Source organism: Dechloromonas sp. ARDL1, assembly GCF_051122455.1.
In the GTDB taxonomy this organism is placed as follows: Bacteria; Pseudomonadota; Gammaproteobacteria; order Burkholderiales; family Rhodocyclaceae; genus Azonexus.
Map to the genome: position 1 here is coordinate 3,571,930 of NZ_CP168939.1, position 18,013 is coordinate 3,589,942.

Here is an 18,013-nt window from a genome sequence, read left to right on the forward strand (position 1 = left end):
GGTAGGGGATGTCAGGGAGGGTACTTGTCGTCGAGGACGAGCCGGCCGTTGCCGAGTTGATCGTCGTGAATATGAGCCATGCCGGCTTCGCCGTCTCGGTAGCGGACGGTGCCGAGTCAGCGTGGCAGCTTCTGGTCGCCAACAAGCCGGATGTCGTCCTGCTCGACTGGATGCTGCCGGACCTTTCCGGCTTCCAGTTCATTCGTCACATGCGGGCCGATTGCAGGGTTCGCGACGTGCCGGTGATCATGGTGACGGCACGGCACGACGAAGTGGACAAGATCTCCGCGCTCGAAGCCGGGGCTGACGATTACATCACCAAGCCATTTTCACCGCGGGAGCTGGTTGCACGCACCAAGGCTGTGCTCCGCCGGCGTCATCCGCAGATCGTCGATGACGCCATCGAACTGGGTGGCCTGCGCCTGGTGCCGGTGATGCGCAAGGCCCTGGCGCGCGGTCAAAGCATCAACCTGGGGCCTACCGAGTTTCGCCTGCTGCACTTCCTGATGACGCATTCCGAGCGGGTGCATAGCCGTAGCCAGTTGCTCGATCATGTATGGGGGGATGCCAACTACGTCGAGGAGCGGACTGTCGATGTCCATATCCGTCGCCTGCGCAGCGTGCTCGAAAACCATGCACTGGAAAATCTGCTGCAGACAGTCAGGGGGGTGGGCTATCGCTTCTCGACGCGGATGGAGAGCTGAAGCGCTCTCCTGTCAGAAGACGGCCCGGCCAGACCCCGAGGCCATTTTCTACGCCCCGATGCCGGCCTTGATCCGACCTTCAATCCTTATTTTCATGCCGAAAAAAAAACTCGATCGTTTGCTGTTCGCCCTGCTGCTGGCGGTTATTTTCAACCCGCAGGCACATGCCGATGCACAAGACAGCGTGACCTTCTCGGTTGGCCTTGGCGCGGTGCGCGATAGCAATTTGTTCCGCCAGACCAATGGCAACGAGCAGTCCGACACGCTGAGTACAGCTGCTTTTACTCTGGGTTTCAACAAGGCGTGGGGCTTGCAGCGGATTCGAGCCAACGCGACGCTTATCGACTACAGCTATCAGGAAAACGACTACCTCAGCTACCAAGCCAGGAACTACGATGCCGCCTGGAACTGGTCGTTCACGCCACGCCTGCACGGTTTGCTCAGTCTCGATCAAGTTGAGCAGCAGAACAGTTTCGTGGACTACTCTGCCAGCACACCCGCGCAGCGCAAAAACGTGCGTCGTACCGAGAACCAGCGCTTCTCTCTGGAGTGGGAAGCGACCGGCGGCTGGCTGGCCCTGGGTGGGCTCAGCCGGATCACGCAAACCAATAGCCAGAGCTTTCTGGAACAGGGAAGCTACGAACTGAACAACCTTGAATTCGGTGGGCGCTATGTCTGGCCGTCCGGCAATTACCTGCAGATTCTGCGAAAGAAGGGCGAGGGCGAATACAAGGAACGGCGGTTGATCGGCTTTTCCGAGGTGCCAGCGCCGTTCAATTCGCAAATCGATACCGGCTTTAGCCAGGACGAAAGCGAATTCAAGCTCTACCTGCCACTCACCGGAAAATCCACCGTCAATGCCCGCGTGGCGCGGCAGGAGCGGCGGCATGAGCATTTTTCGGACCGCGATTACGCGGCCACTGTCGGCCGCCTCGAATACATCTGGCAGCCCAGCGGAAAACTGAGCCTGAACGCCGCGTTGCGCCGCGATATCGCTGCTTTCCAGAACTTTGCCAGCAGTTACTACCTGACCGACGGTATGAGCTTGCAGCCGGCTTGGCAGATTTCGGCGCGGACCGCATTGCGCTTCAAATATGACTGGGAAAGGCGGCGCTACGAGGGGGGTATTTTCCCGGGACTGCCCGAGCGGCGGGATACCTTGCAGGTGGTCCGCCTCTCCCTGGAGTGGATGCCGGCCGAGTGGAGTTCACTCTCCCTTGCGCTACAACAGGATCGTCGCAACTCCAACCAGGACAATTGGGACTACAAGGCCAACTTGCTGACGTTGAATGCCCAGTTTCTGTTCTGAGGGGGCGCTGGAAGCAGCCGCTCAGTTGCTGGCTGATTGCCGGCTAAGCTGGTTGTAGTGGGCCACCACCATCGGCACGTAGCGACGGGTTTCGGCATACGGAGGAAGCTTCCGGCCGTGGCGCAGGACGGCGTTCTCACCGGCGTTATAGGCGGCCAAAGCCAGTTCCAGATTGTTGTCGAACAAGGCCAGCAGGTCGCGCAGGTAGCGTGCCCCGGCGCGCACGTTTTCCTCCGGGTCGAACGGGTTTCCCGTCCCGTAGCGGCGGGCGGTAGCCGGCATCAACTGCATCAGCCCACGGGCTCCCTTGGGGGATATCGCGGCCTGGTTGTAACCGGATTCGACCGTCACCACGGCATGCAGTAATGCCGGGTCGAGGCCCGTATCCTGGCTCACCCGATGAATTTCCGCATGAAATGGCCGGCGAACCAGTGGCAAGGCAAGCAAGCCCCTGGCGGGGCGGCCTAGAGGGGTACGTGCTTCGCCGCCATCGCGCCAGATCAGGCGATAGCGGCGGTCGTCAGGTACATTGGAAAGATACTCCACCCCTTCATCGTCGGTGAATGCAAAAATCCCATTGGCCTGGGTGCAGGTTACCCACGTCAGGCACACCAGTTGGGCCAGGCGGCGGCCGCTGGCCGGCCACCGCCAAAGCTTTTCAGTCAGCACGCCGGCGTCGGGCGGCGAAGCCAACCAAGCCCAGGCCGGCCATCAACATCGCCCAGCTTTCCGGCTCGGGAACCGGAGCCGTGTAAGCAGCCAGTTCTGCGGCCGAGACCTTGTAGGAATGCAGCACGCCAGGCAGCAGTCGGTAGCTGCCATCGCCGGGTACGCTAGTGGCGGCACCGGTACAGCCGGTCGTGGTGCCGAGCGGGCACTGGATCGACGAGGCGTATGGGTCGGCGTCGCTAAAGCGGAAATAGACGTCAAACTGCGTACCGGTGCCATTCTGCGTCACGCTGTAGTCGTTGTCGGTGCCGGCCAGCATCATGAAGCTACCGTCGGCCAGTTTGGGACCGATGGCCAGGCCTTCCCATTTTTCCGGTGACTTGTTGCCCAGTGCGGCCAGCGTGTTGGCGTCGAGGTCGAGAATCTGGCCCGACTTGGTGACCTTGGTATAAGCGGCGCCGGAATCGAGGTCAATGTTGGAAACGTCCGTGGCACCGGAGATGTCGATCTTGTAGACCTCCTTGTCGGCTGTCGCCAGGGTGGCACCGACGCCGATACCGCGATTGTTGCGCTCGAGCACGTAGAACTCGTGATTGTTGATGGCGACCAGCGCCGAGATGCCTTGCCCTTGGCTGGAGCGCTTCATCTCGTAGGCATACTGCCCGACGGCGTTTCCGGTGGCGGTGTCGAACTTGACGATGCGATTCACGCTGCCGTTGCCACCGCCTTCGTCGAGAGTTGCACTCTGCAGCATGGCGTAGGCGTACTTGCCGTCCGGGCTGATTGCCAGGCCCTCGAAGCCGCGGTTGGTTCGCTTGCCCGCATCGTTGCCGGTGTCGCCAGCGTAATTGGCAATGCCGCTGGCCGCATTGCGCGGGATCAGATTGGCCGGGGTGGCGAAGGTGCGGAGCAAGTTGCCGCTGCGGTCGTATTCATACAGCGACGGGCCATATTCGTCGGAAACCAGGAAATTGCCTGTCTTCGGGTTGACCACGAAGCCTTCCGGGTCGAAGGCGTTACCCAGGGTGCTGCTGGGGCTGGGGGCCAGGCCGTTCATCGCGCTGCCGGCATTGCTGAACTTGACCGTCTCGAGAATCTTGAAATTCGAGATGGCGCCGGTGTTCTGGTCGATATCGAGCGAGAAGCGCTGTACGCGGGTGTCGTAGCTCAGCGTACCGCCGCCCGGGCCGCGGTCGGAGAGGCCCCACCATTGGTTGCGGTTGGTGTCGTAGTAAATGTCGGAGAAATAGCCAACCCGGCCGTTATTGGCCGTGGTGCCGCTCGAAAGGTCGAGCATGCCACCATCAAGGGCGAGGCCGTTGACGAAGGAGGGGGCCGCCTGGGCGGCGCCTGCAGTCAGCATCGCCAGCAGGGCGATGGCTATCTTGGACTTGTTCTTGTTCACGTCGGGGTTCCTGTTCCTGGGGTTCGTTCGGCACCGGCGGTTGGGCGCGGCGAGTCGGGAAGTGGTCGCGTGTGGCAGGCAACCGCGCAAGCCGACAGCCATCGATCAGCCACTTCCCGAACCCATTATCGGGACCCGCTGTTACATCAATTTGTCATTCCTGGGGGCTGGGTATGAGCCGAACGGCTCATGCGGCTGGCGTAATGCTGCGTCAGCAATATGGCCAAAAGGCCGCAGGCAATGCCCAGTGCCGGTCGGCCGCCGCGCGTCAGAAACTGCATCCATAGCGTCCAGGCTGAGGTGTCGCCGGGATTGGCGGCGTACTGCCAGAAATCCCAGGTCAGGGCGACCAGCACCAGGGGAGCGTCCGCCAGCAGAACGGGAGGGAGAAGCAGGGCGAGGACCGGCAAGCGGAGCAGTACCCGCGGCCAGCGGTCCGGCCAGGCCAGCGCGGTAACCAGCGCGGTGACGACCGGAACCAGTGGCGCCAGGATATTGATCGTGGCATTGATCGATCGCCCGGGGGCGATCAGGTGCTTGCCAAGGTGGAGGTGGTGGCGGTTGGCAATGTCGAGGCGCAGCACGCGGTCGGCATTCAGACCGGCGATGGACAGGTTTTCGACGACGAAATCCGGCGCCAGCCAGGTGATGACCGCGCGCATCGCCGGCAGGCAGGTTTGGATCACGCTTTCGCCAAACAGCACGGTAGCCGGCAGCACGATGGCGATGGCGAGCAGTGTTCGCCATGCCAGGATCGCCGGCTCAGCTTGCTGCATCAGCCGGTGCCAGGCGCAGCCAGGCGAGGAAGAACAATGTGGCCAGCGCGACAACCAGCAGCGGGGCGATGGCGCCGTGAATGCTGGCGAACCACTCGCGGCGCAGAACCAGAACATGCACCAGCGCCACCAGTCGCATCTGGTTGAGAAGCCAGATGACGGCGATGCCGGTGAGCAGGCCGGCCAGCCGCCAGCGCCAGCCAGCACGGGCGGCAAACATGGCAGCAACGAGCAGGAATACTACTTCGGTACCCTCACAGCCATAGCGCACGTTGATGCGCTTTCCAAGCACTATAAGGCGTGGCCCGTCTGCACGCACCTGCCATTCCGGCTGGAGCAGCGCCACTGCCCCTGCAGCCGGTATCACGGTCGCCTTTTCGACGACCCAGTTTTCCACGGCAGAGCCTCCAGCCAGCCCATAGAGGCCTTGCAGGGCGACAAACACAGCCAGAAAGACAGCGATGCCGAACCAGCCCGGCCGAGGTGGGGGCAACGCAGGGGCGAGGTGAGCGTCCGCCGACCAGCCCGGTGTTGGCGCAGAGGTCGGGGAGTGGTCGGTGGGCATCCAGTTTTTAGTGATGGAGGAGGCAGATGGAGGATGCTGGCGATGATGGAGCGCAAATATTTCGACAGTGTGGCGGGGAGTGTGTTGCACGGTCATGTTTTTGTCATGATCTGGCAACCTGTGGCTGCCAGCATGGTCGTTTCACCTAACAGCACGTCGTGCCCACATCATGAACAAGGCCCTCGCATACCTCAGTCGCCGCTCGCTACGGGTGACGGCATGGATGCCAGGGCGAGCCAGGGTGATGCTGGATGCTCCAAGCCGTGCCGGACGCTCGGTGAAAATGTCCCTGTTCATCGCCGGGGCCATACTGCCTCTCGGGTCGCTGATCTGGGCTGGCCTGCTCTGGCACGGATTGCGCCAGGGAAAGGGCAGGGCAGCAATTCAGGAAATGCCTTAGGGATCAGTGTCGCCATGGTTCTCCCTCTTGTGCCGATGAGCTGTTCGGCTCATGTTGGCGCGCACGACTTGTAACAATTGGCGTTGAATATGGCTCCTGCCGGATATCCGGATGGCATCGCATGCAATGCATGCCAATACCAACGACAGGAGACAATTCATGCACGATTACCGCAGAACCGCTCGCCACACGCTTTGCCGCGGGTTGCTGGCAACCATCCTCGCTGCCACGGCCGGCATGGCTTATGCAGACCGCTGCAGCACGCTGGTAGAGGCCTTCGGCAGCCAGCTGGCTGATGTCAGTTGTACCGACAGCGCCGACCTGACCACCGCCAACATGGCGACCACACCGGCCAACAATTCCCTGCCCGGCCTGCCACCGCTTGCCTTCACCCCGCAGACCGACCGTGCCACCATCGCCCCCGATGCCGCCAACCGGACGCCCATCGTCAAGGTGGTGCCAGGCATTCAGCTCAATGCCCGCATTGCCAGCGATCCGACCGGCCAGGCGCGTTTCCTGTTACGCCTGCCAAACGACTGGAACGGCCGCCTGGTAGTCGCTGGTGCCTCGGGCACACGTAGCGAATTCAATGGCGACTTCGCCTGGAGTGACTACGTCGTGCAAAAAGGCTATGCCTACGCCTCGCAGAACAAAGGCACGCTCAACCTCAAGCTGAGCGATCCGTCGGACCCGCTGGCATGCCGCCTCAATCCCGCATCCTCCACCTGGGTGCATTTCTACGATAACGATCCTGGTCAGGAATTCACCCGCTGGCGCGACTACATGGTGCTCGCCTCACGGTTGGCCCACCAGGGCAGTCGTGCCCACTATGGCAAAAAGCCGCGCTATACCTATGCGGTCGGCACCTCCAACGGTGGCTATCAGGTTCGACGTGCCATCGAGACGGCACCGGAGTGGTTCGATGGCGGCGTGGACTGGGAAGGTACTTTCGTCGATGCCGTCGCCCCCAACTTGCTGAGCGATCTGCCGGCCGCCGTCCTCAACTACCCCGACTACGCCGCCGGGGGTAGAGATCCGGTCGGAACCGCAGCCAGGAACATACGCGCCGCCGGCTTCCCGCCCGACATCGGCAGCGGGGCCACCAGCCTTTGGGCGATGAACAACGCCTCATTCTGGGAGGTTACCCTTTGCCAATGGCAGAAGCGCCTTGACCCCGCCTACGACACCTACGGTGCGGGCCCGGCCAACTACAACGTCGTCGCCCGCCAGGCGGTGTCCGAGGTGGCCGACAACATTGCCGACTTTGCGACCAGCGGCCGCATCCAGCGCCCGCTTGTCACGGTGGCCGGCACCATGGACGCATTGCTGCCCATCGACCGCCACGCCCGCGCTTACGCCCGCAAGGTTGCCCAGGCGCACGATGACGGAGTGCACCATGAGCGCCACAGCGGCTGGCGTCGCCACCACCATGGCGAGCCGGCCTATCGCCTCTATGAAGTGCAGAACGGCAACCACATCGAGACCTACAAGGCGCTCCTGCCGCAATTGGAGCTGATCCAGCCGCATGCCCAGCATGCCTTCGACCTGCTGGTCGGCCATGTTGAAAAGGGACTGGAACTGCCCCCGGATCAGTGCATCGCACGCGGCGGCAATATCGCCGAGCTGCCTGACCAGCCCGGCCACTGCACCGTACTGCTCGCACCCTGAGCGCGCCAGCCGCTCCCGGGCATGCCCAGGAGCGGCTCATGAGCTGCCGGCAATACCGGTTAAACCTGGGTGAAATGCCAATGTAATTGCACGTGTCTATCGTCCGGACATTACGTTATTCAACAGGGAGTCCGCCATGTCCAGCCAGCCGCGCCGTCATCGTCGTCAATTCCTAAAGCGCGTCGCTGCCGGTGGTGCCACGCTCGGGGCTCTTTCCATTTCCGGGAAGGTACTGGCACATGGTGCGGCCATCGATCCGATGGTGGATGCCCGGCATGTCCTGGGCCAGCGCTTCGATGTCAGCTTCGCGCATGGTGTGGCCAGTGGCGATCCGCTGGCTCGCAAGGTCATCATCTGGACTCGTGTCACCACCGACCGCCAGGGCCGGATACCCGTTCTCTGGGAGGTTGCCACCGATGCAGCCTGCCGCCGGGTCGTGCGTGCAGGTGTCGCTTTCACCGGGGAAGAGCAGGACTACACCGTCAAGGTTGATGTGACGGGCCTGCGTCCGGACAGCATCTATTACTACCGCTTCCGCATCGGTCGCCATGTCTCGCCGATTGGCCGCACCCGCACTTTGCCTGTCGGCACCATAGAGCAGGTTCGGCTGGCAGTCTTCACTTGTTCCAACTATCCGGCCGGCTATTTCCACGCCTACGGCGAGGCCGCCCGCCGCGACGACATTCATGCCGCCATCCACCTTGGCGACTACATATATGAGTATGGTCGCGACGGCTACGCCTCGGGCGATGCCGCCGAACTCGGCCGCGAAGTTGAACCGGCGGGCGAACTGCTCAGCCTCGTCGACTACCGCCAGCGCTACGCTCAATACCGTACCGATCCAGACCTGCAGGCCGTGCACGCCGCCATGCCCTTCATCAACGTCTGGGATGACCACGAAATCGCCAACGACACCTGGAAGAACGGTGCCGAAAACCACGACATGGCCAGCGAAGGCGAATTCAGTGTCCGTCGTGCCGCTGCGCTGCAGGCCTTCCACGAATGGCTTCCGATCCGCAGTCCCGATCCGCAGCGCAAGGAAAAGATATTCCGTTCCTTCCAGTTCGGTAACCTTGTCTCGCTGCACATGCTCGACACCCGCGTCATCGCCCGCGACCTGCAACTTGACTATGCCACTTACTTCGGCAGCGACGGCAGTTTCGATAGCGCCCGCTTTGCTGCCGACATGGCTGATCCGGCCCGCCAGTTGCTTGGTGCCGAACAGATGCTCTGGCTGCATCGGCAACTGCGCGAATCGTCCGCCACCTGGCAGGTGCTCGGTCAGCAGGTGCTGATGGGCCGCATGAATATCCCGGCACCGCTCGTGCTCGGCCAGATCAGCTTCTCGGCCTACAGCGCGCTGCTCGTCAAGGCACAGACGGCCCCCGGCAGCCTCACCGCGCAGGAGCAAGCCATTCTCGCCATGCCGGCCATTCCTTATAATCTTGATGCTTGGGATGGCTACACCGTCGCCCGGGAAACCGTGTTCGGCATGGCACGCTTTCTCGACAAGAACCTCGTCGTGCTCGCCGGCGACACCCACAATGCCTGGGCCAGCGACTTGCAGGACATGCACGGTAACGCGGTCGGCGTCGAATATGCCGTCGCCTCGGTTTCCTCGCCTGGGCTGGAGGAATATTTCCCGACCGAGAGCCCGCTGGCTGTCGCTGCCGGGCTGGAAGCCCTCATCGGGCCGCTCCGCTACGCCAACACCGGCGATCGCGGCTACATGGTCGTTACAGCCACGGCGGAAGAATGCCGTTGCGACTGGCATTATGTCAGCACCGTCAAGAGCACCGACTACACGGCGTTTGACGGCAGGTCGCTGCGCACGCTGCCGGGAGTCGGCCAGCGCAGGCTGCAGTCAGTGTGATTTCGCTGCGGCCGGCTGCGCTGCTCGTTGCCTCGTGTGTGTGCGGCGGTACGCTGGCCAGCGAAGGCAAGATACCCCGTGCCGTCTTGGCCGGGGTGGAAAAGGGGGAGGCAACGGTGCTGCTGGTTCGCCTGGCGGAGCCGGATGTCCTTCTGCCCCAATCTGCTTCGATAGCCGAAGCAGTGCGGCGCGTGGCCCGCAATACGGTCAAGGATCGTCTGGAAGCGAGCGTTGCCGACAGCGGTGTCGAGCGCATCCGCCGCTACGAGCAACTGCCCATGCTGGCTGTTCGCGTTCGCAGCGCCGATGCCTTGCGCCGCCTTGCTGCCAGCGAGGATGTGCTGGAGATTTATGAGGATGTCCGGCTTTACCCCATTCTCGAGCAAAGTCTGCCGCAAATCGGCCGGCCAGTCGCTATAGCAAAGGGGCAACTGGGAGCAGGCACTGCTGTTGCCGTCATCGACACCGGTGTGGACTACACGCGCAGCGAATTCGGCGGTTGCACGGCACCGGGCGTGCCGGCCGGTTGCCGCGTCGCCTACGCGGGCGATTTTGCTACCGACGATGGTGTCCGAGATGCCAACGGGCACGGCACCGTGGTCGCCGCCATCGCCGCCAGCACGGCGCCGGGCGCAGCAATCCTTGCGCTCGATGTCTTCGATGGCGGCAGTGCATCCAGCGTCGATGTTGTCGAAGCCATCGACTGGGCTATTGGCAATCGCACCACCTACAACATCGTTGCCCTCAACCTCAGCCTGGGCGGGACGGCCAAGTTCACCAGCCCCTGCACCACCGGCAATCCTTTCCGGGCTGCCCTGCAGGGTGCGCGCTCGGTCGGCATCGTCGCCTACGTGGCCAGCGGCAACAGTGCATACAGCGACGGCCTGGCCATGCCCGCCTGCACGCCGGAAGCGGAATCGGTCGGTGCTGTCTATGACGCCAATGTCGGCGGCGTGACGTGGAGCGCCTGCACCGACAGCACGACTACGGCAGACAAGGTTGCATGTTTTTCCAACAGCGCCAGCTTTCTCGACCTGCTGGCGCCTGGGGCGCTGATCACGGCAGGCGGATCAACGGGGGGTGGAACTTCCTACGCGGCACCGCATGCCGCCGGTGCGCATGCCGTGCTGCGAGCGGCGCGCCCCGCCGAGGGGGCGGAAGGAGCAGCGGGTCGCTTGGCCAGCTACGGCGTGGCAGTGACCGATGTGCGTAACGGCTTGTCCCGGCCACGCATCAATCTTGCTGCTGCCCTCGACTTCCCGGGCAACGACGATTTTATTGCCGCGTTGACGCTGGTCGGAACAAGCGGCAGTGTCAACGGTAGCAACGTACTCGCTACGGTCGAGAGTGGCGAGCCGAGTCATGCGGGAGCCAGCCCGGTTCGCTCGGTATGGTGGACATGGACTGCTCCCACCGGGGGAGATGCCGTTTTCGAAACGACGGGCAGCGGTTTCGATACGGTACTCGCCGCGTATACCGGCAACAGCGTTGGCGGGCTGACGCTGGTGAAGGCCAACAATAATGCCGCAACAGGCCAGACTGCCAGTCGCATCGCCTTTCGGGCCAGTGCCGGAATGACCTATCGCCTGGCCGTGGCCGGCAGTGGCGGCGCAACGGGCAGCATTGCGCTCGCCTGGAGCCTGAGCCAACCGGTTGCCGACCTTGCCGTTACCTTGGTCGATAGCCCGGATCCGGTGGTGGCCGGAAGCGATGTCACTTATACCGCCACCGTGCTGAACAATGGTCCGAGTGTCGCTGAATCCGTGCTGCTCAACTTCACTATTCCGAGTGGTGTCAGCGTTCGCTCCGCCAGCGATGGCTGCACCATCGCCGTCACGGCGGTAGCGTGCCCGCTGGGTGACCTCACCGTCGGGCAAAGCCTGGTCCGGCAGGTTGTTGTTACGACCGGCGCTGCAGGTAGCGCCACGGTTGTTGCCAACACAGCCGGCACTTGGAGCGATCCTCAGGGAAGCAACGACAGCGCGGCTGCAGCTACCACGATCACCATGCTTGCCGCTGACGGAGCCAGCGAAGAGGTGCCGCTCCCGGCCTGGAGCCTGCTCCTGTTGGCACTTGCGCTAGGGCGCGGAATTTCTGGTCGGCGCAACTGACACGCGGGAATCCCCTTGACGCAACGCGTTCGAATTAACCGTGGCTTGCGGTCGGGATAGCGTCCGGACTAGGGGCTCTCGTGTTCGGCAGGGTAGTAGCCCCTCCGCGGCCAGTGCAGTTCGCTATTTCAGCAGATTTGCCCACAAGGTGAGGCCGAGGGCGGCACCGAGTAGGTCGGCTATGCCATCGTTCCAATCCGGCTGCCGGGTTGGTACCCAGAGCTGATGCAGTTCGTCGGCCAATGCAATCACGATTGCCAGGCCGAACAGCACCCAGCCGGGCAGACCAGGCATCAGCATGCGCAGGCCAATGGCCAGTATCGCGAAAACGGCGATGTGCACGCCCTTGTCCCAAGGATTGGGTAGCAGATTGCCGGAACCCGGCGTACTGCCGAAGCCGAAAAGCAGGAAAAATATACCTACTACCACTGCCGTGCCCAGCACCGTCAAAAGGGTGCGGCGCCTCAACGCATCAGTAGGCATGCTGGTCTTTGATAACGACCGCGACGGTCTTGAAGATGATGTAAATATCCAGGCCTAGCGACCAGTTGCGCAGGTAATCCAGGTCGCAATCGACGCGTGCCTTCATCTTGTCCAATGTTTCCGTCTCTCCGCGCAGGCCGTTTACCTGAGCCCAGCCGGTGATTCCGGGTTTGACCTTGTGGCGCACCATGTAGCCCTTGATCAGCTTGCGGTACATTTCGTTGTGGGCAACGGCATGGGGACGGGGTCCGACGATGCTCATGCGGCCCTGCAATACGTTGATGAATTGCGGCAATTCGTCGAGCGAGGTTTTGCGCAGAATACGACCCAGGGGCGTCACGCGCTGGTCGCCCTTGCGGGCCTGGGCGATCTGGCGGCCGTCTTCGCAGACCGTCATCGAGCGAAACTTGTAGACGATGATTTCCTTGCCGTCGAGGCCGTAGCGACGCTGCTTGAAAATCACCGGCCCCGGAGACGACAGCTTGACTCCGGCTGCAATGGTCAGCAGTAGCGGTGAAATGAGCGCCAGTATGAGCATGCTGAGCACAATATCCGACAGGCGCTTCAGGATGCCGTTGCTGCCCGTGAATGGCGTTTCGCAAACCGAAACGACCGGCATCTCGCACACCGTTTCCATGCGGCTCTGAATCAAGTCGGTTACGAACAGGTCTGGCACGAAATAGACGGAAGCGGTCGTGTCGCGCAGTGCGTCGAGCAGGCGCATGATGCGTGGCTGCGTTGCCATGGGGAGTGAAATGTAAATCAGGTGTACTCCCTCTCGCTTCACGAAATCTGCCACATCGTCGATTCGTCCGAGCAGCGGGGCGGCATGCCGACCGCTGTTGTGCAAGCGTTCCGGGTTGCGGTCGTCGAAAAAGCCGAGCAGACGCAGATCGGTGTAGGGGCTGTGGGTCAGACGGGTGGTCAATTCTGCTCCCTGTTCGTTCATGCCTATGACAACCGCCTGCTTGCTGCCCTGCGCCTTGAGGAGTATGGGGGCAGCCAGGCGGAAGAGGCCATGCGTCGTCACCAGGGCGAGCGGGATGGACCACAGGCCGGTAATCACGGCATGAGCGGAAAAAAGCGTAAGGCTTTGCGTGGCATATCCGAAAAGCAGCATCAAACTCGATAGCAGCAGCCAGCCGATCAAGATCTCCACGGTGCTGCGGGCAAATGATTCCTGGAGTCGCTGCTTGGCGGGAAAGGTCAGCGAAAAAGACATCAGCGACAGGATGAGGTAGGGCAGGGTGAGTTCGCCTTCCTCGAGAAACGCGATGAGCCAGATCGTCAGTGTCAGCACTGCGGGTTCGAGAATAACCTCGACCAGATTGATCAGGTCGTCACGTCCAATATGCAGGCTCGCGGCACGTCGGAAGCGTGTGATGCTCCCGAGGTGGGGTGGTGATACCGAGTTCTGGATTTCCGTATCGGGTTGGGAGGTGATTGCAGTCATCGAGTTCCGGATTGCTCGGGTACCCGGTCGGGTACGGACTGTCCAGAATATTCACAGTTCATTAAGCTTGTGTGAAACAGGCATGGCGATTTGCCGCACCTCCCCGTCGCTACCCGACGTGTGAGCGGCTTTGTTGTTGGCATCACGTTATTGGGTATTACTAAGGCAATAATTTCGTCATGAGATAGCCGTAGTCTGCTCTTCCGAATTCACTATTCCACCCGAGAGCCATGGATAGAGCCAAACTGCCGGAAGAATGTCTCGACAACAATGCAGAGCAAGCGCCGGAGCGATTCCTCGGGCAGATGCTCTTCATCAAAGACGATCATCTGCAGGAAGCCCCTACGGTGCGCAGCCTGGTACGCTGGATGTCCCCGGTGGAGCAGTTTTCGCCCTGCGAGCACCTGATCCAGCGCTTTCTCGCCGAGTCCGCCGTCTATGCACTGCCCATCGTGGATGGCAAAGGCTGTCCGGTGGCACTGGTCGACCGCAAGCGCTTCGTTGAATTCTTTACCAAACCCTACAGCAAGGAACTCTTCGGCAGGCAGGGCATCGTCGATTTCCTGAACGGCAACCACTATCTCGCGCCAGCTCCAGTCATCGTCGAAGAGACTTGCAGTATCGAGGATGTGGCACAGATCATTATCTCCTCCGGTATCGAGCACATGGTTACCGGTTTCATCGTTACCCATGCCGGACAGTACGTCGGGGTCGCCAACGGCCACGACCTGCTCAGCCTGATCACCCAGCGCAAGCAGGCCGAACTCTATTACCTGGCACACTACGATCACCTGACGGGCGTTCCTAATCGCGTGCTGCTCGCCGACCGTATCGGCCAAGCATGCCGTGAGGCAGAGCGCAATGACGGTATGGTGGCGCTGCTCTTCATCGATGTGGACCGTTTCAAGCAAATCAACGATTCGCTTGGCCATCGGGTTGGCGATGCCGTGTTGCGCGCCCTGGTCAGCCGCTTCAAGTCGGTAGCCCGCAAGATGGATACCGTTGCCCGCATCGGTGGCGACGAGTTCATGATCCTCATGGAAAACCTCGCCACGCCCGAATCGGCCGACCTACTCGCCGGTCGCCTGGTCGATGCCATGCGTGCTCCGATCGAAGTGCTTGGCCATTCGCTGGTTGTCACCGTCAGCATCGGTGTCGCCATTTACCCGCGTGACGACCGCGACTTCAGCCGCTTGATGGCTAAGGCTGATGCCGCCATGTACGAGGCCAAGGCCAAGGGACGCAACGGCTTCCGCATGTACACCGAAGCTACTGCCACCTTCAACCCATCCCGCCTCTCCCTGGAAAACGACTTGCGCCATGCCTTGGCGCGTAACGAATTCAGCCTCGTGTTCCAGCCTCAGGTCGAGATTGCCAGTGGTTTGCCGCGCGGTGTCGAAGCCTTGTTGCGCTGGAACCATCCACAGCGCGGGCTTATTTCACCGCTCGAGTTCATCCCGCTGGCTGAAGAAACCGGGTTGATCGTTCAGGTCGGTGCCTGGGTGATGCGTCAGGCATTTGCCCAAATGGCAGCCTGGAAAACTGCCGGACTGCCAGCATTGCGCATGGCCATCAATATCTCGGCCGTTCAGTTTCACCACGGCGACTTTGCCGACCTCTTGGCGCGTGCTCTGGCTGAATTCGACATCGATCCGACGCTGGTTGAACTGGAACTGACCGAAAGCGTGCTCATGCACAACGTAGAGGAGGTCCTCGACAATCTACGCCGCATCAAGAGTCATGGTGTCATGCTCGCCATCGACGATTTTGGTACTGGCTTCTCCAGTCTCAACTACCTGCGACGCTTTCCCATCGACCGATTGAAAATAGACCAGTCCTTCATCCGCGGCATTACCCGGACTCCGGCCAACGCCTCCATTACCAAGGCTATCATCGCTCTGGCCGATAGCCTGTCGCTCGACGTGGTTGCAGAAGGGATCGAGGAGTCTGTCGAGAACGATTTCCTCAACAGCCTGGGGTGCAAGGAAGGACAGGGCTATTTTTTCGCCCGGCCACTCAACACCAGCCAGGTCGAACAGTGGCTGGGCGGAGTTGGCGCTACCTGAAGTTCAGTTGGCTGTCAGGCAGGACTCGGGCTCCAGGAAGCTGTTCAACTGCTCGGCGGGCATCGGCTGGCAGAAGAAATAGCCCTGCATTTCGTTGCAGCCGAGTTGGCGAAGCACGGCAACCTGATGCTTGGTCTCGACACCTTCGACCATCACCTGCAGGTTGAAGTTGCGGGCGAGGCCGACGATGGCCTGGATAATCGCGCAGGAGTCCTGCGGTGCTTGCAGATCGCGGACGAAACACTGGTCGATCTTGATCCGGCTGACAGAAAATCGACGTAAGTAATTCAGGGACGAATAGCGTGTGCCGAAATCGTCGATCGAGATATGCACGCCAGTGCTGCGCAAGCGCTTGACCCTGGCGACGATATTCTCGACATCCCGCATCAGCAGGCTTTCAGTAATCTCGATTTCCAGCGACTCGGGCGAGATGCCGAAGCGGGCGAGTGGTGCTGCAATGCGTTCCAGCAGGTCTTCCCGCTCGAACTCCCGGGGCGACAGATTGACGCCCATGCGCAAATGCCCGAATCCACGTTGCCGGAGATCGTTCAGTCTTGCGCACGCCTCGTATAGCACCCAGTCGCTGATCGCCACGATCAGCCCGGATTCTTCGGCAATCGGAATGAACACATCGGGCCTGATCAAGCCTGCACTTGGGTGATGCCAGCGGATCAGCGCTTCCAGGCCGACTACGCGCCCCGAGATGGCATCGATCTGCGGCTGGAAGTGGAGCTCGAACTGGTCGCCGGCCTTGACCGCGTTGCGCAGATCGTTTTCGATGGACAAACGATCCAGCTGAGCATCGTGCATATAAGGCTCAAAGGCTACGTAACCGTTCTTTCCCTGCGCCTTGACCTGGTACATCGCCATGTCGGCACAGCGAACCAGATCCTGGGCGCTGGAAGCATCGTCAGGGAAAACAGCGATACCAATGCTCGCCGTGGCCAAAAACTCGGTATCACCAACCAGAAATGGCTTGCGCAGTTCGGCGAGGATTTTCTCGGCAACGATATTGATGTCATCGTGGGTCGTCAGGTTGGGCAACAACGCCGTGAATTCGTCGCCACCTTGGCGGGCCAGGGTATCGCCTGTCCTCAGGCAGCGGCGAAGGCGGGCGGAAAATTCCCGCAGAAGCTGGTCTCCTGCTTGGTGTCCGTAGGTATCGTTCACCAGCTTGAAGCGGTCTAGGTCGAGAAACATCACGGCCAGCTTTTCCTCGCGGCGCGCTGCCTGCTTGATGGCCATTTCCAGGCGATCGGTGAACAGGATACGGTTCGGCAAGCGGGTCAGCTGATCGTGAAATGCCTGGAAGGCGATTGTTTCCTCGGCCTGTTTCCGTTCCGTGATATCCCTTGCGACGCCGGTCGTGCCGAGGAAAACAGGCGATTGACCAAGTTCCGCAGTTTTGTACAAGCCCTGCGAACTCAGGATGACCGTGATACACGTGCCATTCAGTGCCGTTGAGGCCGAAGGCTTGTACTTGAAGCGGACCTCGATGTTATTGGTCGAGCGCGTGCCCGCACGCCGCTCGGTAAATGCATACTGGGCATGCTCGTGGTCCCGCGAATCGACGATGACCGTGTAGTGCTGGCCGGCCAGTTCCTCGGGTGTATAGCCCAGCAGTGACTGAATCCGGTTGTTGGTGAAGATGAACCTCCCCTCACTATCCAGCGTGAAGATCAGGTCCGGCGACTCCTCCACCAGAAAGCGATGCAGTCTCTCCGAATGCCGCAATCGGGCAGCGATGGCCGTGAGTTCCCTCTCCCTGCTGCGCTGGCTCAAGGCACGCTCGACGGCGATGATCATGTCGTCCGGGTCGCAATCCTTGCGCAGAAACTCGAAGGCACGATGGCGAAGGGCATGGATCGCTGAATTGATCGACTTGTCGGCACTGAATACGATCACCGAAGTGTCAATTTTGTGTGCTGTCAGCCATGCCATGATTTCCAGCCCGGAAACATCCGGCAGCATCAGATCGAGGATGACGAGATCGACATGGCCATGCTTGAGCTTGTCGATCGCTTCGCGGCCCGTGCCGGCTTCGCCGATCTTGCGATCATCGGCCGCGAGCAGGGTACGGTAGGCATGGCGGAAACGCGGCTCGTCATCGACGATCAGTATGTTTTGCTCAGTCGGAACATCCGGGGTTCTTGCCAGTTCATACAGCGCATTGATCGCATTCATGAGTCGCTATCCAAGGTTCGGTCGCGGCTTTCGTCGGGGCCGGGGATCAACGAGGCAGTGCTCGTTTCAACGCCCAGGGAGCTGCGGCAAGAGATCTGGATGCGCTCCTGTCGAGTCAGGCCGCCAGCCAACGGATTGACGATGCCGCGAAACCGGCCGGCCAGCCTGGAATTCCTCTCGACGATGATCCCCAGAGACGTTATCGCCACCGGCTCGCTATCCTGCGCACGCATCAAGATTTCCGACAGCGACTGAATCTGCCTGCTTTCGATCGACTTTCGGACGGCTTCGGGGAGAGGGAGCATGTCAGCAGAATGGCCTGGTGATGAAAAGGCGGGCCCGATGAA

General features: G+C 61.3%; 15 protein-coding genes. 7 read left to right on the plus strand and 8 right to left on the minus strand.

Annotation, left to right across the window (positions count from 1 at the left end; all coding sequences use genetic code 11):
* The first annotated feature begins 8 nt into the window (after positions 1 to 8).
* Positions 9 to 704 carry a phosphate regulon transcriptional regulator PhoB gene (gene phoB, locus AB6Q56_RS17695; protein ID WP_434514365.1) on the plus strand — a complete coding sequence of 232 codons (696 nt, stop codon included), beginning with the start codon at positions 9 to 11 and terminating at the stop codon, positions 702 to 704.
* 94 nt (positions 705 to 798) lie between these two features.
* Complete coding sequence (gene epsL / locus AB6Q56_RS17700) at positions 799 to 2,013, plus strand: XrtB/PEP-CTERM-associated polysaccharide biosynthesis outer membrane protein EpsL (RefSeq protein WP_434514366.1); 1,215 nt, start codon at positions 799 to 801, stop codon at positions 2,011 to 2,013.
* 21 nt (positions 2,014 to 2,034) lie between these two features.
* Here the strand turns inward: epsL and AB6Q56_RS17705 are convergent, their stop codons facing one another.
* The 4 genes from AB6Q56_RS17705 to AB6Q56_RS17720 form a co-directional block, all read right to left on the minus strand.
* On the minus strand, positions 2,035 to 2,682 hold the full coding sequence (locus tag AB6Q56_RS17705) for a lytic transglycosylase domain-containing protein (protein WP_434514367.1): 648 nt from the start codon (positions 2,680 to 2,682) through the stop codon (positions 2,035 to 2,037).
* Positions 2,672 to 4,087, minus strand: a complete 1,416-nt coding sequence (locus tag AB6Q56_RS17710; protein WP_434514368.1) for an esterase-like activity of phytase family protein — start codon at positions 4,085 to 4,087, stop codon at positions 2,672 to 2,674. Before AB6Q56_RS17710 ends, AB6Q56_RS17705 begins: the two co-directional genes overlap by 11 nt.
* Before the next feature lie 146 nt (positions 4,088 to 4,233).
* Entirely contained in the window at positions 4,234 to 4,863 is a 630-nt protein-coding gene (locus AB6Q56_RS17715; RefSeq protein ID WP_434514369.1) for a hypothetical protein, read from the minus strand.
* Positions 4,850 to 5,428 (minus strand): hypothetical protein, encoded by a 579-nt coding sequence (locus AB6Q56_RS17720; RefSeq protein ID WP_434514370.1) that lies wholly within the window; start codon positions 5,426 to 5,428, stop codon positions 4,850 to 4,852. The genes AB6Q56_RS17715 and AB6Q56_RS17720 overlap by 14 nt, the downstream gene beginning before the upstream one ends.
* Before the next feature lie 169 nt (positions 5,429 to 5,597).
* On the opposite strand from AB6Q56_RS17720, the gene AB6Q56_RS17725 reads away from it, so the two are divergent.
* The 4 genes from AB6Q56_RS17725 to AB6Q56_RS17740 all read left to right on the plus strand — a co-directional run bounded on the left by AB6Q56_RS17725 (position 5,598) and on the right by AB6Q56_RS17740 (position 11,480).
* On the plus strand, positions 5,598 to 5,828 hold the full coding sequence (locus AB6Q56_RS17725) for a hypothetical protein (protein WP_434514371.1): 231 nt from the start codon (positions 5,598 to 5,600) through the stop codon (positions 5,826 to 5,828).
* A gap of 159 nt (positions 5,829 to 5,987) precedes the next feature.
* Entirely contained in the window at positions 5,988 to 7,496 is a 1,509-nt protein-coding gene (locus tag AB6Q56_RS17730; RefSeq protein ID WP_434514372.1) for a hypothetical protein, read from the plus strand.
* Between the two features lie 136 nt (positions 7,497 to 7,632).
* Positions 7,633 to 9,369: an alkaline phosphatase D family protein gene (locus AB6Q56_RS17735; protein ID WP_434514373.1), complete on the plus strand. Its 1,737-nt coding sequence runs from the start codon at positions 7,633 to 7,635 to the stop codon at positions 9,367 to 9,369.
* The gene (locus AB6Q56_RS17740) at positions 9,366 to 11,480 is read left to right on the plus strand and encodes a S8 family serine peptidase (RefSeq protein WP_434514374.1); all 2,115 of its coding nucleotides are present in this window, start codon (positions 9,366 to 9,368) and stop codon (positions 11,478 to 11,480) included. Before AB6Q56_RS17735 ends, AB6Q56_RS17740 begins: the two co-directional genes overlap by 4 nt.
* Positions 11,481 to 11,603: 123 nt before the next feature.
* On the opposite strand, the gene AB6Q56_RS17745 is transcribed toward AB6Q56_RS17740, so the two are convergent.
* Positions 11,604 to 11,963, minus strand: a complete 360-nt coding sequence (locus AB6Q56_RS17745) for a VanZ family protein (RefSeq protein ID WP_434514375.1) — start codon at positions 11,961 to 11,963, stop codon at positions 11,604 to 11,606.
* The gene (locus AB6Q56_RS17750; protein WP_434514376.1) at positions 11,953 to 13,416 is read right to left on the minus strand and encodes an undecaprenyl-phosphate glucose phosphotransferase; all 1,464 of its coding nucleotides are present in this window, start codon (positions 13,414 to 13,416) and stop codon (positions 11,953 to 11,955) included. The genes AB6Q56_RS17745 and AB6Q56_RS17750 overlap by 11 nt, the downstream gene beginning before the upstream one ends.
* A gap of 230 nt (positions 13,417 to 13,646) precedes the next feature.
* Here AB6Q56_RS17750 and AB6Q56_RS17755 point away from each other — a divergent pair, with 230 nt between their 5' ends.
* Positions 13,647 to 15,482, plus strand: coding sequence for an EAL domain-containing protein (locus AB6Q56_RS17755; RefSeq protein WP_434514377.1), 1,836 nt, complete (start codon positions 13,647 to 13,649; stop codon positions 15,480 to 15,482).
* A gap of 3 nt (positions 15,483 to 15,485) precedes the next feature.
* Here the strand turns inward: AB6Q56_RS17755 and AB6Q56_RS17760 are convergent, their stop codons facing one another.
* Together AB6Q56_RS17760 and AB6Q56_RS17765 are read right to left on the minus strand one after the other, a co-directional pair.
* Positions 15,486 to 17,666, minus strand: coding sequence for a GGDEF/EAL domain-containing response regulator (locus AB6Q56_RS17760; protein ID WP_434514378.1), 2,181 nt, complete (start codon positions 17,664 to 17,666; stop codon positions 15,486 to 15,488).
* Positions 17,663 to 17,899, minus strand: a complete 237-nt coding sequence (locus tag AB6Q56_RS17765) for a hypothetical protein (protein WP_434514379.1) — start codon at positions 17,897 to 17,899, stop codon at positions 17,663 to 17,665. The genes AB6Q56_RS17760 and AB6Q56_RS17765 overlap by 4 nt, the downstream gene beginning before the upstream one ends.
* Positions 17,900 to 18,013: the final 114 nt, after the last annotated feature.